Source organism: Streptomyces sp. ME19-01-6 (assembly GCF_033793745.1).
In the GTDB taxonomy this organism is placed as follows: Bacteria; Actinomycetota; Actinomycetes; order Streptomycetales; family Streptomycetaceae; genus Streptomyces.
The window spans coordinates 97,681-119,750 of sequence record NZ_JARAXF010000029.1 but is presented as its reverse complement, the minus strand read 5'-3'; the positions used below and the strand labels follow the sequence as shown (position 1 = coordinate 119,750).

Sequence of the window (22,070 nt, the reverse complement as noted above, 5' to 3'; positions counted from 1 at the left end):
TATCACGGAAGTGCCAAGTTTTTTTGTCCCTTCGATGGAGTTGCTTTAAGTTTCTATTAACCCCTCAGTACTCGTTCGAGGACAAGCGTCACCTACGGTTTCTGCCGTGCGAGAATTACTCACGACGCTGAGAGAACAGGCAGCGCGTAATCCGCAGCAGCCTGCTGTGACATTCGTTTCGGACTTCAGCCAAATCAGCTGCATCGTGCGCGACCGCGCAGAACTTGATCTGCATTCCCGGCGCATTGCCTCCTGGCTCCAGGAACGGCTCTCCCCAGGTGACCGGGCACTGCTCCTCTACTCCCCGGGGATCGAGTTCACCACCGCCTTCTCCGCCTGTGTCCACGCCGGCGTCATCGCCGTACCCGCCCCGCTGCCGGGCCGCTTCCGGCATGAGCGCCGCAGGCTTGCCGCCATCGCCCGCGACGCGAGGGTGCGCGCCGTCCTGACCCAGCGCGGCGACCTGGCGGACGTCGAGAAGTGGGTGGCCGAGGAGGGCATCGTCGGCGCGGTCTGCCATACGACCGACACCGGTGAGGGCGACCCGGACGCCTGGACCGCTCCCGACGTCTCTCCCGAGACCCTGGCGCTGCTGCAGTACACGTCGGGATCGACCGGCGCCCCCAAGGGCGTGATGGTCAGCCACGGCAGTCTCATGGCCAACGTGGAGCGGATGGTCGACGCGTTCGGCAACGACAGCCGTACGAGGTACGGCGGTTGGATCCCCCTCTACCACGACATGGGTCTGATCGGCCTGATGCTGCCGGGCCTCCTGTCCGGGGACGGGTACGTCCAGATGGACCCGATGTCCTTCCTGCGCCGCCCGTACCACTGGCTGCGAATGCTGGACGCCTGTGACATCGGCTTCACGGCCGCGCCCGACTTCGGCTATGAGCTGTGCGTGCGGCGGGTCACCGACGAGCAGCTCGCCACGCTCGACCTGTCCCGGGTCAAGGCCGCCGACGGCTCCGAGCCGGTCAGCGCCGACGTGGTCACCGCCTTCACCGAGCGGTTCGCCGCCGCGGGCTTCCCGCCCGAGGGACTCATCCCGGTGTACGGTTTGGCAGAGGCGACGTTGATGGTCTCCGCCACCAGGGGGCGGCCACCGCTGCGGACCGCGGTGGACGTCGCGGCGCTGGAGGGTCAGGAGCTGCGGCCCGCCACCGGCACAACGCCCTCCCGTGTGCTCATCGGATGCGGGGGGCCGACCGGGTCCGACGTCCTGATCGTGGACCCCGACACCCGGGACGCCCTGCCCGACGGACGCATCGGCGAGATCTGGCTCGCCGGCCCCAGCGTCACCGCGGGTTACTGGGAGAACGGGGAGGCCACCGACGCCACGTTCCGGGAGCACACCCGCGACGGTCGCGGACCGTTCCTGCGCACCGGTGATCTCGGCGGCCTGCTCGACGGCGACCTGTACATCACCGGCCGCCGCAAGGACGTCCTCGTCCTGCACGGGCGCAACCTGCACCCCTCGGACATCGAGTACGAACTGCGGGCCCAGCACGAGGAGCTGGAGGGGCTGCACGGGGCCGCCTTCATGGTCGGGGCGGACGACGGCGTGGACACCGCCCCCGCGATCGTCACCGTGCACGAGATCCGTGCCCACTGGGGCGCGGAGCGGCTGGCGCGGACAGCCGTCGACATGAAGCAGACCGTGGCCCGGGAGTTCGGCGTCCCCGTCGCGGCGGTCGCCCTGGTCAGGCCCGGCGGCGTCCGGCGCACCACCAGCGGCAAGGTGCAGCGCTCGGCCATGCGCGCCCTCTATCTCGCCGGAGAGCTGGACACCCTGCACCTCGGCGAGGACCGGCTGCTCACCACGGCCCTGGCGGAGTACCGGCGGGTGACCGTCCGATGACGACCACGGCCGACTTCGACACCCTGCTGTCCGCCCACGAGGACGACGCCTTCGCGCCCGACACGCTCGCCGGGCTCGACGACCGGGAGGAGTTCCCCGACGACGCCGTCCGTGTCCTCGACGCCGCGGGGCTTCCCGCGCACTATGTCCTGCCACCGGACGGCGACGTCAGCGAGACGGTACGGCTGCTGCGCGCGGTCGCCCGCCGCGATCTGACGGTGGCCATCGCGCACGGCAAGACCTTCCTCGGGGCGGTGCCGGTGTGGGTGGCCGGCACCCCGGCGCAGACCACCCGGCTCGCCGAGCGCGTCCGCGGCGGGGAGCCGGTCTGCTGGGCCCTGACCGAGCGCGACCACGGCGCCGACCTGTTCGCCGGCGAGTTCACGGCGGCCGCCGACGGCAGCGGCGATGGCTGTGGCGGCGACGGCTCTGGCGACGGCCGTGGCGGCTGGCGGCTCACCGGCGAGAAGTGGCTCATCAACAACGCCACGAGGTCCACCCTCGCCTGTGTCCTCGCCCGCACCGACCCGGCGGGCGGCAGACGCGGCTTCAGTGTCTTCCTCGTGGACAAGCGCCGGTTGCCCGAGGGCGCCTGGCACAACCTGCCGAAGGTCCGTACGCACGGCATCCGCGGCGCCGACATCAGCGGCTTCACCCTCGACGGCGCCCCGGTCCCCGCTGACTCCCTCATCGGCGGGCAGGGCGACGGGATCGCCGTCGTCCTCAAGTCGCTCCAGCTCACCCGCATCGCGTGCACCGCGCTCTCCCTCGGGGCGGCGGACCACGCCCTGCGGCTGGCCCGCGACTTCGCCGCGGCACGCGAACTGTACGGCCGCCGCCTCGCCGACGTCCCGCACGTACGGCGCATCCTGGGCCGGGCCGCCGCCGCCGCGCTGACCGCCGAGGCGGTGAGCCTGCTCTCCGCCCGCTCGGTGCACACCCTGCCCGGGGAACTCAGCGCGATCTCGGCGATCGCCAAGGCCTATGTGCCCACCGTGACGCAGGAGACCCTCACCCGGCTCGGTGAACTGCTGGGCGTGCGCGGCTTCCTCACCCAGCCGCCCGGAGGCGGCTTCGCCAAGCTGGAGCGCGACCACCGCATCTGCGCGATCTTCGACGGATCCACGGTCGTCAACCGCGCGGCCCTCCTCAACCAGATGCCGCGCCTGGCCCGCCTGTTGAGTCGCCGCCGCGCCGACACCGAGGGTCTGCGCGCCGCCACCGACCTTGCCGCGCCGCTGCCCGCGTTCGACCGGGACCGCCTGGCGCTGCTGTCCGTCACCGGGTGCAGCGCCGTGCAGTCCCTGCCCGACGCGGCGGCGCGGGTACGGGAGCAGGGCCCGCCGGAGGCCGCCGCGCTCGCCCATCGGCTGCTCGCCGAACTGGCCGGGCTCGAAGCGGAGTCGGCGGCCTTCGTACCGGTGGCGGGCGGTCTGCCCAGCACCGCCTTCGACCTCGCCGAACGCTACGAGCGCGGCTACGCGTCCGCCGCCTGTCTGCTGCTGTGGCTGGAGAACCCGTCCCTGCGCACGGGGCGGCTCGGGACGGACGGCCTGTGGCTGCGGGCCTGCCTGACCGCTCTGCTCGGCGAGGACGACAGCGACGTCTTCGACGCCCTGGCCGATGTCCTCCTCGACGCGACCGCACCGGATTTCACCCTGCTGGGAGGTGCCGCGTGAACCGCACCGCCACCGACCCCACCGGCCTCACCCCCAAGCGCGCGAACGAACTGGAGCACTTACTCGGCAGCCTCTGCGATCCGGCCAACCCCGTCGGCGCCACCGCCGTCCTCGCCGCCGACGAGCGCGCCGAGATGCTCGCCGTCGGGGAGTCGCTGCTGCACGCCTACGGGCTCAACGCCGAGTTCGTGCCGCCCGAGCTGGGCGGCCGTCTGGAGCGGGCCGATCACCTCACCGAGGTCATGCGCTCGCTCTACCGCCGCGACCCGGCACTCGGCCTGGGCTACGGCGCCAGCTCGCTCATCGCCGCGGTCACCGTGTGGACCGCCGGCGACGAACGGCAGAGGGCGCGCGCCGCCCGACTGCTCCTGGACGGCCGGCGCATCGCCATCGCCTTCCACGAACTGGCGCACGGCAACGACATGGCGGGCACGGAGTTCACCGCGACCACCGCCGGGGAGGGCCTGCTGCTGACCGGCCGCAAGGAGGTCGTCACCAACCTCCGGCGCGCCGACGCGATGGTCGTGCTCGCCCGCACCCACCCGCGGCCCGGCCCGCGCAGCCACTCCCTGGTCCTCGTCGACCGCGCGAGCGCCGACCCCACGCGCCTGACCGACCTGCCGCGCTTCCACACCGTGGGCATGCGGGGAGTCCAGCTCGGCGGCCTGAGCTTCGACGCCCTGCCGGTGCCCGCCGCCGCGGTCCTCGGACCGGTCGGCTCCGGCCTGGAGACCGCCCTGAAAGCCCTCCAGATCACCCGCACGGTCCTGCCGGCGATGGCCGGCGGGACCCTCGACACCGGACTGCGCATCGCCGTCGATCACCTGATGCGGCGCCGGCTGTACGGCGGCCCCGCCACCGCCCTCCCGCACGTCCGCTCGGTCCTGGCCGGCGTCTTCGCCGACCTGCTGCGGGCCGAGGCGCTCGGTGCGGTCGGCGCCCGTGCCCTGCATCTGGTGCCCGGCACGGCGAGCGTGTACGCCTCCGCGGTCAAGTTCGAGGTCTCCCGGCTGCTGCTGGAGGCCATGAACCGGCTCGCGGAACTCCTCGGCGCGCACTTCTACTTGCGCGAAGGGCCAACCGCGCTGTTCCAGAAGCTGCTGCGCGACCTCGCCCCGGTCGGCTTCGGCCACATCGCGCGCGCCGCCTGTCAGATGAGCCTGCTGCCGCAGCTCCCGCTGCTGGCCCGGCGCACCTGGGGAGGCCCCGGGACCGAGGCACCCGGCGAGCTGTTCGCGCTCGCGGAGGCGCTGCCGCCCCTGAGGTTCGACCGGCTGGCCCTGCACGCGGCGGGCCGTGACCCCGTCGCCGGCTCCCTCCACGCCCTGGCGGACGCGCCCTGGGCGCCCGACCACGCCGACCTGCGCGCCGCGCTCGGGGACGACCGTGCCGAACTGGCCGACCTGGCCTCCGTGTGCGAGCGGCTGTCGCCCGTGGAGCTCGGCGTCGACGCCCGCCCCGAGCACTACGACCTCGTCACCCGATATGTGCGCCTCCTGTCCCGGACCACCTGCGCCCAGGTGTGGCGGCACGCCCGGCCGGGGGACTTCCTGGCCGACCCCGCCTGGCTGCGCGCGGCCCTGCACCGCTCGGCCCCCGGCCCGCGCCGGCCCGGCCCGCTGCCCGGCCCGGTCGAGGACGCGCTCTTCGCCGAGCTCCTGGACCGCCGGGCCGCCGGCCGCTCCTTCGGCCTGACAGGACGACCGCTCGCCCTGTGACGGCGCTCGCCCTGTGACGACCGCTCGTCCGTGACAGGCGGCGTACGGCGACCTCGGCCGCACCGTCACCGCCCGTGCCGTACGCACCGCCGCCGCGCCCCGGCTCCCTTTTCCCCGTTCAAGAAAGAGACCCCTCTCATGACCGCTGGCAACCGAGACGTGCACACCTGGCTGACCGAGCGCGTGGCGAAATACCTGCGCCGTTCGCCGGAGGACATCGACACGTCCGTACCGCTGGCCGACTACGGCCTGGACTCCCTGACGGCGCTGGCCATCACCGCGGACATCGAGGACGAGTTCGAGGTGACCGTCGACGACGCGCTGACCTGGGACCACCCCACGGTCGACGCGCTGAGCGCCGCCCTGTCCGCCCTCGTCGGCGAGCAGGCGCAGGCGGCACACACAAGCGGTGAGCAGGCCTGACCATGAACGCTGCCCCGACGAACCCGGCCCTGCCCCTGACGGCGGCCCAGCACGGGGTGTGGGTCGCCCAGCGCCTCGCCCCCGACAGCCCCTTGTTCACCTGCGGAATCTACTTCGACGTGCCCGGACCGGTGGACCGCGCCCTGCTGGCCCGCGCCGTAGAGCAGACCGTGGCCGAGACCGAGGCCCTGCGGGTCCGCTTCCACACCGACGGGGAGACGGTCCAACAGACCGTCGACCCGTCGGTGACCGGCGAGCTGAAGTACCTCGACCTGAGCGGCGAGACCGATCCGGCCGCCGCCGCGCGGGCCTGGATCGACGCCGACCAGGCCCGGCCCGTCCCGGTCACCGGCGGCCGGCTGTTCCGGCACACGCTGCTGCGGCTCGGCCCCGGCCGGCACTGGCTCCACTTCCGCTACCACCACATCCTCCTCGACGGCTACGGGCAGGTCCTGCACTGCCGCCGCCTGCTGGAGGTCTACACCGCGCTCGCCGCCGGCGAGCAGCCGCCCGCGAGCGGCTTCGGCACCCTGCGCGAGGTCCTGTCCGAGGAGAACACCTACCTCGGCTCCGCCCGCCGGGAACGTGACGGCGCCTACTGGCGGGCCGAGTTCGCGGACCTGCCGGACTCCACCGACCTGGGCTCCGGCGCCACCGGCCTCGCGCCCAGCCTCCCCAGCGTGACCGGCCCTCTGCCCGAGGACACCGCGTCGCGGGTACGCGGGCTCTCGGGCTCCCGCTGGTCCCTGCCGGTGATCGCCGCGGTGGCCGCCCACACCCACCGGGTCACCGGCGCCCACGACGTCCTCGTCCGCGTGTTCATGGCCGCCAGGCTCAGCCCGCACGCCCTGGCGACACCGGCCATGCTCGTCAACGACGTCCCGCTGCGGATTCGCGTCGACGGTTCGACGACCTTCACCGAACTCCTGGACCGGGTCGCCACCCGCCTGGCCGAGGCGACCCGCCACCAGCGCTACCCGCACGACGGGCTCCGCCGAGACCTCGCCGCCGCGGCCCACCCGGGCACCCTGAGCGGACCATGCGTCAACGTCCTCACTTTCGCCGCCACGCGCCTGCCGTTCGGCGCCACCGAGGCCACGGCGCACCAGCTGGCCTCCGGCCCGGTCCGCGACCTCGCCCTGCACGCCTACGGCGACCCGGAGGCGGGCAACGGCATCGAACTGACCGTCAACGCCCACCCCGGCCGCTTCACCCTGAAGACGGCCACCGCGCACCTCGACCGCTACGTGCGCCTCCTCACCGCCGCCACCGAACGTCCCGACCTGCCCATCGGCGCCCTCGACCTGCTCGGCGACGAGGAGCGGGAGCGCTTCCACACCCGGAACGACACCATCCACCAGACCGCCCCCCGCTCACTGGTGGAGCTGTTCGAGGCCCAGGACCCGGCCGCCGAGGCCGTCGCCTTCGAGGGCGAGCGGCTGACGTACGGCGAACTCAACGCCCGAGTGAACCGTCTCGCCCACGCCCTGCGCGGACAGGGCGTGGGGCCGGAGTCCCGGGTGGCGGTGCGGCTGCCCCGCTCGCCCGACCTGATCGTCGCGCTGTGGGCGGTGCTCAAGACCGGCGCCGCGTACGTGCCCGTGGAGACCGGCTACCCGGCCGACCGCATCGCGTACGTCCTCGCCGACTCCCGCGCGTCGTTCCTGATCGACGAGGAGAACGTACGGACCCTCGGCGAGGGCGAGCCCGAGACCGACCCCGGCGTCGCCCCGCGGGGGGACCACGCCGCCTATGTCATCTACACCTCGGGCACCACCGGCCGTCCCAAGGGCACCGTCGTCACCCACGCGGGCATCACCAACATGCTCGCCTGGATGCAGGACGAGTACCGGCTCACCCCGGCGGACCGGGTCGTCCACAAGACGCCCGTCGGGTTCGACGTGTCGGTGTGGGAGGTCTTCTGGGCCCTCACCCGCGGCGCGACCCTCGTCGTCGCCCGCCCCGACGGCCACCGCGACCCGGCCTACCTCGCCCGGCTGGTCCGCGACGAGCGGGCCACCGTCATCCACTTCGTGCCGGCGATGCTCGGCCCGTTCCTCGACGAGTACCTTCCCACCCCGTCGCTGCGCATGGTCAGCTGCGGCGGCGAGGCCCTGCCCGACGGGCTCGCCGAGCGCTTCCACCGCGCGTGCGGCGCCCGGCTGCACAACTCCTACGGGCCCACCGAGTTCTCGGTGACCGCCACCTCCCACGCCTGCGCGCCCGGCGTGCCCGTCACCATCGGCACGCCGACCCACAACTCCCGTGCCTACGTGCTCGATCCGGCCCTGCGGCCGGTGCCGGACGGCGTGACCGGCGAGCTGTACCTCGCGGGCGTCCAGCTCGCCCGCGGCTACCTCGACCGCCCCGGCCCGACCGCCGAACGGTTCGTCGCCGACCCGTACGGCCCGGCCGGCACCCGCATGTACCGCACCGGCGACCTGGTGCGCCGTATGGCCGACGGGGACCTGGAGTTCGCCGGACGCGCCGACGACCAAATCAAGATCAACGGACAGCGGGTCGAACCCGTTGAGGTCGAGGCGGTCCTGGCGTCGGTGCCCGGCGTCGATCAGGCCGTGGTCCTCGTCCGCGACTCCCCCACGGGCGCCCGGCAGCTCGTCGGCTACGCGACCGGCACCCCGGAGACCGACCCGCGGGCCTGGCTCGCCGACCGGCTGCCCGCCCACATGGTGCCGGTGAGTGTGCTCGTCCTGCCGTCGATCCCGGTGACCCCCAACGGCAAGGTCGACCGCCGCGCCCTGCCCGCCCCGGCACAGCCGGTCAGCGGACGCGCACCCGGCACCGCCACCGAACGCACCCTGCACGCCCTTGTCGCAAACCTGCTCGGCCGCCCGGAACTGGGCGTGGACGACGACCTGTTCGCCCTCGGCGCGGACAGCATCCACGCCATCCAGCTCGTCAGCCGCGCCCGCCGCCAGGGCCTGCACCTCACCCCGCAGGACGTCTTCGACCATCCGACCGTCGCCCGGCTCGCCACCGTGGCCGCGACCGCATCGGCAGTCCCGTCCGTCGAGGACGACCCGGTGGGCGAGCTCGCCGGGACACCGATGGCCCGGCGCCTCGCCGAACGCGGCGGCCCCACCGCCGGGTTCGCCCAGTCCCTCCTCCTCGCCACCGAGTCCGGGCTGTCGTACGACCGGCTGGCCGCCGCCCTCCAGAAGGTGCTCGACCGCCACGACGCCCTGCGCATGCGCGGCCGGCACATCCGGCCGGTGGGCGCCGTACGGGCCGGGGACTGCCTGACGCGCGCGAGGGACGAGGACGTGGCCGGGCAGAAGGAGGCCGCCCGCCGCGCGCTGTCGCCCGACGACGGTGTGATGGTGCGCGCCGTGTGGTTCGCCTCCGGCCGACTGCTGCTCGTGCTCCATCACTTGGTCGTCGACGGTGTGTCCTGGCGCATCCTGCTGGCCGACCTCGCCGAGGCGCTCGCCGAGCGCGAGCTGCCCCCGGCCGGGACGTCTTTGCGCCGCTGGGCCGAGCACCTCGCCACCGCCGCGGACGACGAACTCCCCCTGTGGACGGAGCTGCTGTCCACCCCCGAACCCGTCCTCGGCGCCCGCCCCCTCGCCCCCGTCCGGGACGTCCACGGCACGGCTCGCTCGATCACCGTCACCGCCCCGGCCGACCTCACCGCCACCGTGCTGACCGCGCTGACCGCCGCCTGGCGGGCGACCCCGGACGACATCCTGCTCGCCGCGCTCTCGGCGGCCGTACAACGCCACCGCGGCGAAGGAGCGGTCCTGGTCGACCTGGAGGGCCACGGCCGCGACCACCTGCCCGACGGCATGGACCTGTCCACCACCGTGGGCTGGTTCACCCGTATCCACCCGGTGCGCCTCGGCCCCGGCACCGGGACCGGCCCCGCCCTGATCAAGCGCACCAAGGAGGAGCTGCGCGCCATCCCGCACGGCGGACGCGGTCATGACCTGCTCCGCGACCGCCTCACGGGGCTGCCCGCGCCCCAGATCTCCTTCAACTACCTGGGCCGCCTGGACGCACAGGACCTCGGCGGCTGGCGCCTGGCCGAGGGCGAGGCGGCCGTGGAACTGCTCGCGGACGACGGCCTCGCGCTCACCCACGCCCTGCAGATCGACGCCTACGTCCGTGACGGCGAGCTCACCGCCGAGTGGACCTACCCCTCGGGCGTCCTCACGGACACCGACGTGCGCGCCCTCGCCGAGGGGTGGACCAAGGCCCTGGCCGAACTGGCCGCTCACACGCGCGGCGCACTCACCGTCTCCGATGTGCCCCTCGTCCGCATCACCCAGGAGGAACTGGACAGGTTCCGCGGCGCCGCGGACGTCCTGCCGCTCTCCCCGCTCCAGGAGGGCCTGCTGTTCCTGGCCCTGTACGAGCCCGACGACCCGTACGTCGGCCAGCTCGTCCTGGACATCGACGGCGGCTTCGACCCCGAGCGGATGAGGGCCGCCGCCACCGCCCTGCTGACCCGCCACCCGAACCTGCGCGCCGCCTTCCGCAGCCGCTCGGCGGGCGCCCCCGTCCAGGTCGTCCCCACCGACGTCAAGGTGGGTTGGGAGGAGCGCGACGAGGACGGCCTGGAGACGTTCCTCGCCCGGGACCGCGCCCGCGGCTTCAGCGTCGTGCGGCCGCCCCTGCTGCGGTTCACCGCGCTCGGCGACCGCCTCGTGCTGACCCATCACCACCTGCTGCTGGACGGCTGGTCGCTGCCGCTGCTGGTGCGTGACCTGTTCGCCCTGTACGGCGGCGCCGAACTGCCCCCCGCCGTCCCGTACCGCGACTATCTGGCCTGGCTGGACGGACAGGACCGCGAGGCCTTGGCCGAGGTGTGGCGCGAACGGCTCGCGGGGCTCGCGGCGCCCACCCTGCTGGCCCCCGCCGACCGTGCCGTCGAGGGGCACGAGGTCCACGAACTCGTTCTGTCCGAGGCGCTCACCGACGCCCTGTCGTCGGCGGCCCGCGCGCACCGGCTCACCCTCAACACCGTCGTGCAGGGGCTGTGGGGGCTGCTGCTGAGCGGCTTCACCGGCCGTGACGACGTCGTGTTCGGCGCCACCGTCTCCGGGCGTCCGCCCGAGCTGTCCGGAGCGGAGGCGATGATCGGACTGTTCGTCAACACGCTTCCCGTCCGGGTCCGCCTCGACCGCGCCGAGCCGCTGGCCGCGCTGCTGACCCGGCTCCAGCACGAACAGCGCTCGCTCCACGACCACCAGCACGCCTCGCTGGCCGAGCTGACCCGCGTGTCCGGTTTCGACGCGCTGTTCGACACCGTCGTCGCCTTCGAGAACTACCCCATGGAGGACGGCATCGAGGCGGGCGGACTGCGCCTGGCCCACGCCGGACTGGTCGAGCGCACCCACTACCCGCTCACCCTGTCGGTCTTCCCCGGACCGCGGCTGCGGTTGACGTTCTCCTACCTCACCGGCGCCTTCGACGCGGCCGCCATGGCCCGCGTCGCCGACCTGCTGGCGGGCCTGATGGGCGGCGCGGCGGCCGGACTCGACGCGCCGGTGGGCGAGCTGCCCCCGGTGGGCGAAGCGGACCGGATCCTGGTCACGGGCGCCGGCACCCCCGTGGGGACGGATGTGGTGTCCGCCGCCCCGGCCGGCGGCGGGACGCCCCGCTCGCGCGAGGAGGAGACGCTGTGCGCCATCGTCGCCGAGGTCCTCGACGTCGAGCAGGTCGGTGTCGACGACGAGTTCTTCACCCTCGGCGGCACCTCGATCCTGATGATTCGCCTGGTCCACCGGGTGCGCGACGAGTTCGGCGTCGATCTGTCGCTGCGGGACGTCTTCGCCGGCCCGACCGTCACCCAGGTCGCCGAACGGCTGACCCGGCTCGCCCCGCAGGCCAAGCGCATCACGGCGGAGGAGCGGCCCGGCCGCGTCCCGCTGTCGTTCGCCCAGGAGCGCATGTGGTTCCTGCAACGGCTCCAGGGCGCCTCCGGCACGTACAACATCCCCCTCCAGATCCGGCTGACCGGCGCCCTCGACGCCGACGCCCTCGGCGGCGCGCTGGCCGACCTCGTGGCCCGTCACGAGGCGCTGCGCACGGTCTACCCCGAGGACGCCGAGGGTCCGCACCAGGTCGTCCTGGCGCCCGACACGCCCTTCACCACGGCGTTCGTCCGGGACACGGACCCCGACCTCGCCGCCGACGCGGCCCGCCCCTTCGACCTGACGCGCGATGTGCCCCTGCGCACGACGCTGTACGAGACCGGGCCCGACACCCACATCCTGCTGCTGGTCGTGCACCACATCGCCGCGGACGGGGCCTCACTGCGCCCGATGGCCGAGGACATCACCTCCGCCTACCGCGCCCGGACCGGCGGCCGCCCGCCGGCCCGGCCCGCACTCGAGGTCCAGTACCCGGACTTCGCGATCTGGCAGCGCGACACGCTCGCCACGGACCTGCCGCGCCAGATCGACTACTGGAAGCAGCACCTCGAAGGCCTGCCGCCCGAGGTCAGTTTCCCCGGCGACCGGCCGCGCCCCGCGGTGGCCACCCACCGCGGCGACCACGTGGAGTTCCCCGTCGGAGCGGACCTCTACCAGCGGATGCTGGACCTGGCCGGCCGCACCCGCACCACCCCGTTCATGATCCTCCAGGCCGCCGTGTCCCTGCTGCTCACCCGGCTCGGCGCGGGCGAGGACATCCCCCTCGGCGGTGTCATCGCCGACCGGCCGGACTCCGTGCTGGACGACGTGGTCGGCGTGTTCATCAACACCCTCGTCTACCGCATGGACACCTCCGGCGACCCGACCTTCGAGGAGCTGCTGGTCCGCGTCCGCGAGACGGGACTCGCCGCCTACGCCCACCAGGGCGTGCCGTTCGAGCGGCTGGTGGAGGAGCTGAACCCCGAGCGCTCCCGCTCCCGGCACGCCTTCTTCCAGGTGATGCTGGCCTGGCTGGACCTCACCGAGGCCCGCTTCGACCTTCCCGGCGTCACCGCCGACCCCCACCCGGTGACCAGCGGCACCGCCAAGTTCGATGTGCACTTCGACTGCCACGTCCACGAGGACGGCGGGCTGCTGTGCCGCCTGGAGTACGCCACCGACCTGTACGACCGGCGCACGGCGGAGAGCTTCGCGACCCGGTTCGTGCGCGTGCTGGAGTGCGTCACCGCCGATCCCGCGCAGCGGCTGTCCCAGGTGGACGTGGTCGGCGCCGAGGACCGCGCCCTCGTCCTGCACGGCTGGAACGACACCAGCCTCCCGTGGGACGACCCGCGCTCGCTCGTGGAGCTCTTCGAGGCACAGGAACCCGACGCCGAGGCCGTCTGCTTCGAGGGCGAGCGCGTCACCTACGGCGAGCTGAACACCCGCGTGAACCGGCTCGCGCACGCCCTGCGCCGGCGGGGCGTGGGACCGGAGTCCCGGGTCGCCGTCATGCTGCCGCGCTCCGTGGACCTGATCACGGCCCTGTGGGCGGTCCTCAAGACGGGCGCGGCGTACGTGCCCATCGACACCGGCTACCCGGCCGACCGGATCGCGTACATCCTGGCCGACTCCGGCGCCGCCCTGCTGGTCTCCGACCGGGACGTGGACGGCTTCGACCGGATCGCGCCCGAGTCCGCGTCGGAGGAGTCCGCGGCGAACCCGCGGGTGCCGGTGAACGGCGCCGGCGCCGCGTACGTCATCTACACCTCCGGCTCCACCGGCCGCCCCAAGGGCACCGTCAACACGTACGCGGGCATGGCCAACCGGCTGCGGTGGATGCAGCGCGACCACCGGCTGACGCCCGCCGACCGGGTGCTGCAGTCCACCCCGGTGAGCTTCGACGTGTCGGTGTGGGAGGTGTTCTGGACCCTCACCCACGGCGGCACCCTCGTCGTCGCCCGCCCGGACGGGCACCGCGACCCGCGCTACCTGGAACGCCTGATGCGCGAGGAGCGCGTCACGGTCGTCCACCTCAGCTCCTCCATGCTCGGCGCCTACCTCGCCGAGATGCGGCTGCCGGGCTCCGTGCGCATGGTCGTCTCCGGCGACGAGGCACTGCCCGCCGAACTGGTCCGCCGCTTCCACCAGGAGACACCGAACGCCGAGCTGCTCAACATGTACGGCCCGACCGAGGCCACCGTCGACGTCACCACCTGGTCGGCCGGTCCGGACACCGGGACCGTGCTGATCGGCGGCCCCGTCCCCAACACCCGCCTGTACGTGCTGGACGCGCACCTGGCCCCGGTCGCGCCCGGCGTGCCCGGCGAGCTGTACTGCGAGGGCGTCCAGCTCGCGCGCGGCTACCTCGACCGGCCCGGCCTGACCGCCGAACGGTTCGTCGCCAGCCCCTACGGCCCGCCCGGTTCCCGCATGTACCGCACCGGCGACGTGGCGCGCTGGACGGCGGACGGCGCACTGGAGTACCTCGGCCGCGCCGACGACCAGGTCAAACTGCGCGGCTTCCGCGTCGAACTCGGCGAGATCGAGGGCGCGCTCGCCGACCACCCGTCCGTCGACCGGGCCGTCGCGGCCGTGCACGGCCAGTGGCTCGTCGGCTATGTCGTCCCCGCCACCCCGGACACCCCGCTCGACGCCGACGGCATACGCGACCGGCTCGCCGCCCGGCTGCCCGAGTACATGGTCCCGGCCCAGATCGTCCCCCTGGAGGTGCTGCCGCTCACCCCGAACGGCAAGCTCGACCGCAAGGCCCTGCCGGTCCCCGACCTCACGCACACCACCGGACGCGGACCGCGCACCCCGCAGGAGGAGATCCTGTGCGGGCTGTTCGCCGAGGTGCTGGGCGTGCCCGAGGTCTTCGCCGACGACGACTTCTTCGCGCTCGGCGGCCACTCCCTGCTGGTCACCCGGCTGGCCGGCCGCATCCGCGCCGCCCTCGACATCGACCTCGAACTGTCCGTGCTGTTCGAGGCGACGACCGTGGCGAAGCTCGCGTCCCGGCTCGGCGGCGGCGGGCCGCGCCGCCCGGCCGTCGCCGCGCAGCCGCGCGGGGCACGCCTGCCGCTGTCGTACGCCCAGGAACGGCTGTGGTTCCTGCACCGGCTCGAGGGCCCGTCCCCGACGTACAACCTGCCCGTCGCACTGCGGCTGACCGGCGACCTCGACGTGGCCGCGCTCACCACCGCCCTGGACGACCTGGCCCAGCGGCACCAGGCACTGCGCACGGTCTTCGCCGAGGACGCACACGGCCCCCACCAGGTCGTCCTGGGCTCGGTGCCGCCGCTGACCGTCGTACGGACCGACGAGGACGCCCTCGGCGAACGGCTCGGCGACGCCGTCCGTACCCCGTTCGACCTCACCGCCCAGCCCCCGCTGCGGGCCACCCTGTTCGACCTCGGCGCGGGCGAGCACGTGCTGCTCCTCGTCCTGCACCACATCGCCGGCGACGGCGCCTCCATGGCCCCGCTCGCCCGCGACCTCGCCACCGCGTACGCCGCCCGGACCCGCGGAGAGGAGCCCGGCTGGGCCCGGCTGCCCCTCCAGTACGCCGACTTCGCGCTCTGGCAGCGGCGCGCGCTGGGCGCGGCCGACGACCCGGACAGCGCCCTGTCACGGCAGCTCGACCACTGGCGCACCACGCTCGACGGGCTGCCCGAGCAGATGGAGCTGCCCTTCGACCGGCCCCGGCCCGCCGTGCCCACCCACCGCGGCGACACGGTGTCCTTCGCCGTCGAGCCCGGGGTCCACGCGGCCCTGGTCCGGCTCGCGCGGGAGCACCACACGACTGTCTTCATGGTCGTGCACGCCGCCCTGGCCACCCTGTTGAACCGGCTCGGCGCGGGCGACGACATCGTGATCGGCTCGCCGGTCGCGAACCGCACGGACGAGGCGCTGGCACCGCTCGTCGGCTACTTCGCCAACAACCTGGTGCTGCGCACCGACCTGACCGGCGACCCCGGCTTCAGCGAGGTGCTACGCCGGGTGAGGGCCGCCGACCTGGCCGCCTACGCCCACCAGGACGTGCCGTTCGAACGCGTCGTGGAGGCCGTGAACCCGGCGCGCTCCACGGCCCGGCACCCGCTGTTCCAGACCAACCTGAACTTCAACAACGCCGACCAGCAGGCGGCACTCGACCTCGCGGTCGACCTGCCCGGCCTCACGGCGCGGGTATGGCCGGTGGCCTCGCCCGCCGCCAAGTTCGACCTGTCGTTCTTCCTCACCGAGCGGCCCGAGGGCGGGGTGACCGGGTTCCTGGAGTTCGCCACCGACCTGTTCGACCGCGACTCGGCCGCCCGGATCGCGGAGCGCTTCACCCGGCTGCTCACCGCCGTCGCCGACGAACCGGAGCGCCCGGTGCGGGAGTTCGATGTCGTGACCGCCGACGAGCGGCGGCTGCTGCTCACCGAGTGGAACGCCACCGGCCACGAGCTGCCCCCGGGCACCCTCACCGACCTGATCGAGGCCCAGACCGCCCGCACGCCGGACGCTCCCGCCGTCGTCTTCGGCACCACCGAGCTGTCGTACGCGGAACTCGACGCCCGCGCCAATCGGCTGGCCAGGCACCTCATCGGCCTCGGCGCCGAACCCGAGCGGTACGTCGCCGTGCTGATGCCGGTCTCCGAGGACATCCCGGTGACCCTGCTGGCCGCTCTGAAGACCGGCGCCGGCTATCTGCCGCTCGACCCGGCGCACCCCGCCGACCGGCTCGCCTTCATGCTGGGCGACATCGCGCCGGCCGCCGTGGTCACCACGGCCGACCTCGCCGACACTGCCGGCTCGTTGACGAAAGCCCCGGTCGTGCTGGTCACCGCCGGGGAGATCGCCCGGCAGTCGGCGGCACCCCTCACCGGAGTGGTCCGTCGGCCCGAACACGCCGCGTTCGTCATCTTCACCTCGGGCTCGACCGGGCGCCCCAAGGCGGTCGTCGTCGAGCACCGCTCGCTGGTCACCTACCTCGCCTGGGCGACCGCCGAGTACGAGAGCCTGCGCCACCGCGTCCTGGTCCACTCGCCGGTCTCCTTCGACCTCACCGCCACCGGCATGTTCGGACCGCTGATCTCCGGCGGCACCGTCGAACTCGTCCGCTGGACCGCGAGCGGCCCCGACCCGGACGCCCGCGTCACCCGGCCCGACTTCGTCAAGGCCACCCCCAGCCATCTGCACCTGCTCGGCGCGGTGCCCGAGGAGTACTCACCTGAGGGCCAACTGGTCCTCGGCGGCGAGTCGTTGCTCGGCGACGTGCTGGACGCCTGGCGCGCCCGCCACCCCCGGGTAACCGTCCTCAACGAGTACGGCCCCACCGAGACCACCGTCGGCTGCAGCCTGTTCCGCATCGAACCCGGCGACGCCGTGCCGCCCGGCGTCGTCACCATCGGCACGCCCGCCTGGAACACGCGGATGTACGTGCTGGACGCCCTGCTGCGCCCGGCGCCCGTCGGCACCGCGGGCGAACTGTACGTCGCCGGCGACCTCGTCACCCGCGGCTACCACCAACGCCCCGGCCTGACCGCCGGACGCTTCGTCGCCAGCCCCTTCGGCCCGCCCGGCTCCCGCATGTACCGCACGGGAGACCTGGCCCGCTGGACGGCGGCCGGACGGCTGGAGTTCGTCAGCCGGGTGGACGACCAGGTGAAGATCCGTGGCTTCCGTATCGAGCTCGGCGAGGTGGAGGCCGTGCTGACGGCCCAGCCCGGGATCGAGGCGGCCGCCGTGGTGGTCCGCGAGGACACCCCGAAGGACAAGCGCCTCGTCGCCTACGTCGTGCCCGAGCCGGGGCGCCCGGCAGACCCGGCGGCCCTGCGCGCCGCGGCGTCCCGGGCCCTGCCCGACTACATGGTCCCCGCCGCGTTCGTCGTGCTGGAGACGCTGCCGCTGACCGCCAACGGCAAGATCGCCCGCAAGGCGCTGCCGGCCCCGGACCTCAGCGCCGAGGGCTCGGGGCGACCGCCCGCCGAGGGCATGGAGCGGCGCGTGGCGGACCTCTTCGCGGCCGTCCTCGGCGCGCCCGGTGTGGGCGCGGACGACGACTTCTTCCGCCTCGGCGGCCACTCCCTGCTCGTCGCACGGCTGGTCAACCGCGTCCGGGCCGACTTCGGCGCCGAGCTGTCCGTCCGGGAGGTCTTCGAGCACTCGTCCGTCGCCGGACTCGCCGAGCTGCTGTCGGGGCGGCCGGCAAAGGCCGCGCGGCCCCCGCTCGTCCGGCGCGAACGGCCCGAGCGGGTGCCCCTGTCGGCGGCGCAGCGGCGGATGTGGTTCCTCGACCGGCTCGGCGGCCAGGCGCAGACGTACACCATCCCCGTCGTGCTGCGGATGACGGGCGCCCTCGACGGGGACGCCCTGCGGGACGCCTTCGGCGACCTGGTCCGGCGGCACGAAGTGCTGCGCACGGTGATCGCCGAGGGGCCGGAGGGGCCGCACCAGGTCGTCGTCGACACGGAGCCGCGCTTCGCGATCCGGTCCTTCGACCCGGCCGAGTTCGACGCCGGGGTGGCGGAGGCCGCCCGGATGCCGTTCTCCCTGGACCACCAGCTGCCCATCCGCGCCGTGCTGTTCACCGACGGGGAGCGGGAACACACCCTGCTGCTGCTCCTGCACCACATCGCGGGCGACGGCGCGTCCATGCGGCCCCTCGCCGAGGACCTCTCCACGGCCTACGCCGCCCGCCTCGCCGGCCGCGCCCCCGACTGGGCTCCGCTGCCCGTCCAGTACGCCGACTACGCGCTGTGGGAGCGGGACCTGCCCGCCGACCGGGTCGACTTCTGGACGAGGGAGCTGGCCCAGATCCCCGACCAGATCGAGCTGCCCACCGACCGGCCCCGGCCCGCCGTCGCGTCCCAGCGTGGTGGCACGGTGCCCTTCACCGTGCCGGCCGCACTGCGCCGCCGTATCGAGGCGCTCGGCCGAGACCGGGGCGCCAGCGCCTTCATGGTGCTGCACGCCACGTTCGTCACCCTGCTGACCCGGCTGGGCGCCGGCGACGACATCGTGATCGGAACGCCCGTCGAGGGCCGCCCGGACACCGCGCTCGAAGACCTCGTCGGGCTGTTCGCCAACACACTGGCCCTGCGCGTCGACACCTCCGGCGACCCCACGTTCGAGGAGCTCCTCGACCGGGTGCGAGCGGCGGACGTGGCGGCCTACGACCACACCGACGTGCCCTTCGAGCGGCTGGTCGAGGTCCTCAACCCGGCGCGCTCACGCTCCCGGCACCCCCTGTTCCAGGTCATGCTGACGATCAATCAGGAGGCAGTCACTCCCACGCTGCCCGGACTCGAGGTGACCGTCGGGGATGTGGCGGGCGACCGGGCCAAGTTCGACCTGTCGCTGATGTTCGTCGAGAGCGGTGAAGGTGGTGCGGACGGTGAGGGCGGCTGGTCCGGATGGGTCGAGTACGCCTCGGACCTGTTCGACCGCGCCACCGCCGAAAGCGTCGCCGCCCGCTATCTGCGTCTGCTGGAGGAGGTGACGGCCGACCCGGCACGCCCCCTGCACGCCCTGCCCCTGCTCGCCCCCGCCGAACGCGAGGACGCGCTCGCCCGGCGGGGCGGCACCGCCCGGCCGCTGCCCGAGGCGTCCCTGCCGGAGATGTTCGAGGCGCAGGTGGGGCGCACCCCGCACGCCGTGGCCGTCGTCGCGGACGGTACGGAGCTGACGTACGACCAGCTGAACCGCCGCGCGGGCCGGCTCGCCCGGCACCTGGTCGCGCTCGGGGCCGGACCCGAGACCGTCGTCGCCGTGGTCCTGCCGCGCCGCCCGGAGGTGCTCGTGGCGCTCCTCGCGGTCCTGAAGACCGGGGCCGCCTACCTGCCGATCGACCCGGCGGGCCCCCAGGCGCGGATCGACGCCCTCGTCGCCGACGCGGGCGCCGCGATCGTCCTCGACGCGGACACCCTCGCCGCGGCCCCGGACACCGGCGCGGACGGCGACCCGGGCGTCCGGGTCCACCACCGTCAGGCCGCCTACCTCATCTACACCTCCGGATCGACGGGCCGCCCGAAGGGAGTGGTCGTCGAACACGGTTCGCTCGCCGCCTATCTCACGGAGGCCGCGGCGATGTACCCGGCCGCCGCGGGCGAGTCCCTGGTCCACACCTCCCTCGCCTTCGACATGCCGGTGACCACGCTGTTCACGCCGCTGATCACGGGCGGCCGGGTGCGGTTCGGGGAACTGGACGGCGACACACCGACCCCCGACCTGCTCAAGGTCACCCCGAGCCATCTACGGCTGCTGGAGTCGCTGCCCGACCGCGTCAGCGACGCCCGGAACCTGGTCATCGGCGGCGAGGCACTCGACGGCACCGCCCTCCAGGCGTGGCGCGAGCGGCACCCCAAGGCCGTGGTGATCAACGAGTACGGCCCCACGGAGGCGACCGTCGGCTGCGTCGTCCACCGCCTCGAACCGTACGACGACCTGGCCGCGGGGCCGGTGCCCATCGGCCGCCCCATCGGCAACGCGCGCGTGTACGTCCTCGACCAGCACCTCCAGCCCGTCCCCGACGGTGTCTGGGGCGAGCTGTACCTCGCCGGCGCCGGACTCGCCCGCGGCTACGCCGGGCGGCCCGGTCCAAGTGCCGAACGGTTCGTCGCCGACCCCTACGGCCCGCCCGGCGCCCGGATGTACCGGGTGGGCGACCGGGCCCGCTGGAACCGCACCGGGGTGCTGGAGTACGCCGGACGCGTCGACGACCAGGTCAAGATCCGGGGCTACCGGATCGAGCCCGGCGAGATCGAGACCGCGCTGACCGCCCTCGACGGGGTCGCGCGAGCCGCCGTGATCGCCCGCGAGGACCGCCCGGGCGACCAACGGCTGGTGGCGTACATGATCGCCGAAGCACCGCTGGTGGCCGATGAGGTGAAGGCCCGGCTCGCCACCGTCCTGCCCGCCCACCTCGTACCGTCCGCGTTCGTCGAGGTCGACGCGATCCCGCTGAACGCCAACGGCAAGCTCGACCGCAGGGCACTGCCCGCCCCGCCGGACACCGCCGCCGGTACCGGCCGGGCGCCGCGGACCGAACGGGAGGCCCTGCTGTGCGGGCTGTTCGCCGAAGTGCTGGGGGTGCCCGAGGTATCCGCCGACGACGACTTCTTCGCGCTGGGCGGTCACTCCCTGCTCGCCACCCGTCTGGCCGGCCGCATCGGTGAGACTCTGGCGGTCCGCTTCAGCCTGTCGGCGCTCCTGGAAGCACCGACCCCGGCGGGACTGGCCCGCCACCTCACGGAGGGCGGCCCGCACGCCTCGTCGTGGGTGCCGGACTCGGAAGCCGAGCTGGGTCCCGCCCTGCGCTTCGCGTCCGGCACATCCCCCGCCGGCCCACCCGACGTGCCGCATGCCGACCCGCATGCCGATGGTCCTCGGGAGATTCTGCTGACCGGGGCCACGGGGTTCGTCGGAGCCTTCCTCCTGGTCGAGCTGCTGCACCGGACATCGGCGCGGGTGCACTGCCTCGTCCGGGCGCGGACCGACGCCGAGGCGGGCGAGCGGCTGACCGGGGCCATGCGGCGCTACGGCATCGACCTCGGGCCGACGCCGGACGATCCGCGGCTGAATGTCGTCCGGGGGGACCTGACGGCAGTGGACCTCGGCCTCGGCCCCGCGGACTGGGCGGGGCTGCGCGAGCGGGTCGACACGATCGTCCACAGCGGCGCACACGTCCATCACCTCTCGCCGTACACCCGGCTGAAACCGGCCAACGTGGAGGGCACCCGGACCCTGCTGCGCCTGGCCGCCGAAGGCCGGCCGAAGGCGTTTCACCACCTCTCCACCCTCGGTGTGTTCAGGCTCGGCCAGAGCTCCCGGCTGGTCACGGAGGATTCACCGATCGACGGTGAGAAACACCCGTTCGGGAACGGGTACGCGGCGAGCAAATGGGTCGCGGACCGGCTCGTGGAGCGTGCCTTCGAGCGGGGGGCCGCCGGCGGTATCCACCGGCTCGGCCGCATCTGGGCGCATACCTCGACCGGTGCCGTCAGTCCGGACGACATGTTCTCCCGACTGCTCACCAGTTGTGCCGCGCTCGGCTGCCATCCGGTCGGACCGGATCTGGAGGAAGCGCTGCTCCCCGTCGATGTCCTGGCCCGCGCCGTCGTGGGGCTGATCCTGACCGGGACGGGGACCGCCCGTGTGCACCACCTCCACCACCCGCGCAGGGTCGGAGCCGGTGTCTTTATGCGCGGCTACGACCGGATGCGCGGGACGGTCTGCGAACCGGTCCCGCTCACCGTGTGGCTGCACCGCCTGCGGCGCGCGAGCGAACGGGGACGGGACCTGCCGATCCTGCCCTACCAGGCGTATCTCGAAGAGCACGCGAGGAACACACCGGACCCACAGCAGCCCACCCTGGAGTTCGAGAACGACAGGACGCTTCAGCGGCTGCGGGACTTGGCGGTCGCGATCCCGGACATCGACGAAGCCGCGATCTCCCGCTATTGGGACTTCGTCGAACGGTGAGGCGAGCCGCGCGGACCGGCCTCGGTGGCCCGGCTTCCTTCGAGCA

Annotated in this window: 5 protein-coding genes; all 5 read left to right on the top strand. The window is 73.7% G+C overall.

Annotation, left to right across the window (positions count from 1 at the left end):
* Positions 1-106: 106 nt before the first annotated feature.
* The 5 genes from PV419_RS40795 to PV419_RS40775 all read left to right on the top strand — a co-directional run bounded on the left by PV419_RS40795 (position 107) and on the right by PV419_RS40775 (position 22,024).
* Entirely contained in the window at positions 107-1,861 is a 1,755-nt protein-coding gene (locus PV419_RS40795; protein ID WP_319697734.1) for a fatty acyl-AMP ligase, read from the top strand.
* Positions 1,858-3,540 carry an acyl-CoA dehydrogenase gene (locus PV419_RS40790; RefSeq protein WP_319697732.1) on the top strand — a complete coding sequence of 561 codons (1,683 nt, stop codon included), beginning with the start codon at positions 1,858-1,860 and terminating at the stop codon, positions 3,538-3,540. The genes PV419_RS40795 and PV419_RS40790 overlap by 4 nt, the downstream gene beginning before the upstream one ends.
* Positions 3,537-5,258 (top strand): acyl-CoA dehydrogenase, encoded by a 1,722-nt coding sequence (locus tag PV419_RS40785; RefSeq protein WP_319697731.1) that lies wholly within the window; start codon positions 3,537-3,539, stop codon positions 5,256-5,258. Before PV419_RS40790 ends, PV419_RS40785 begins: the two co-directional genes overlap by 4 nt.
* Positions 5,259-5,396: 138 nt before the next feature.
* Positions 5,397-5,681: an acyl carrier protein gene (locus tag PV419_RS40780; RefSeq protein WP_319697730.1), complete on the top strand. Its 285-nt coding sequence runs from the start codon at positions 5,397-5,399 to the stop codon at positions 5,679-5,681.
* Positions 5,682-5,683: 2 nt separating this feature from the next.
* Entirely contained in the window at positions 5,684-22,024 is a 16,341-nt protein-coding gene (locus tag PV419_RS40775) for a non-ribosomal peptide synthetase (RefSeq protein WP_319697729.1), read from the top strand.
* Positions 22,025-22,070: the final 46 nt, after the last annotated feature.

Excerpts from the sequence above, each read along its gene's own strand:
- PV419_RS40790 (WP_319697732.1), top strand. The coding sequence starts at position 1,858 with ATGACGACCACGGCCGACTTCGACACCCTGCTGTCCGCCCACGAGGAC.
- PV419_RS40780 (WP_319697730.1), top strand. The coding sequence starts at position 5,397 with ATGACCGCTGGCAACCGAGACGTGCACACCTGGCTGACCGAGCGCGTG.
- PV419_RS40775 (WP_319697729.1), top strand. The coding sequence starts at position 5,684 with ATGAACGCTGCCCCGACGAACCCGGCCCTGCCCCTGACGGCGGCCCAG.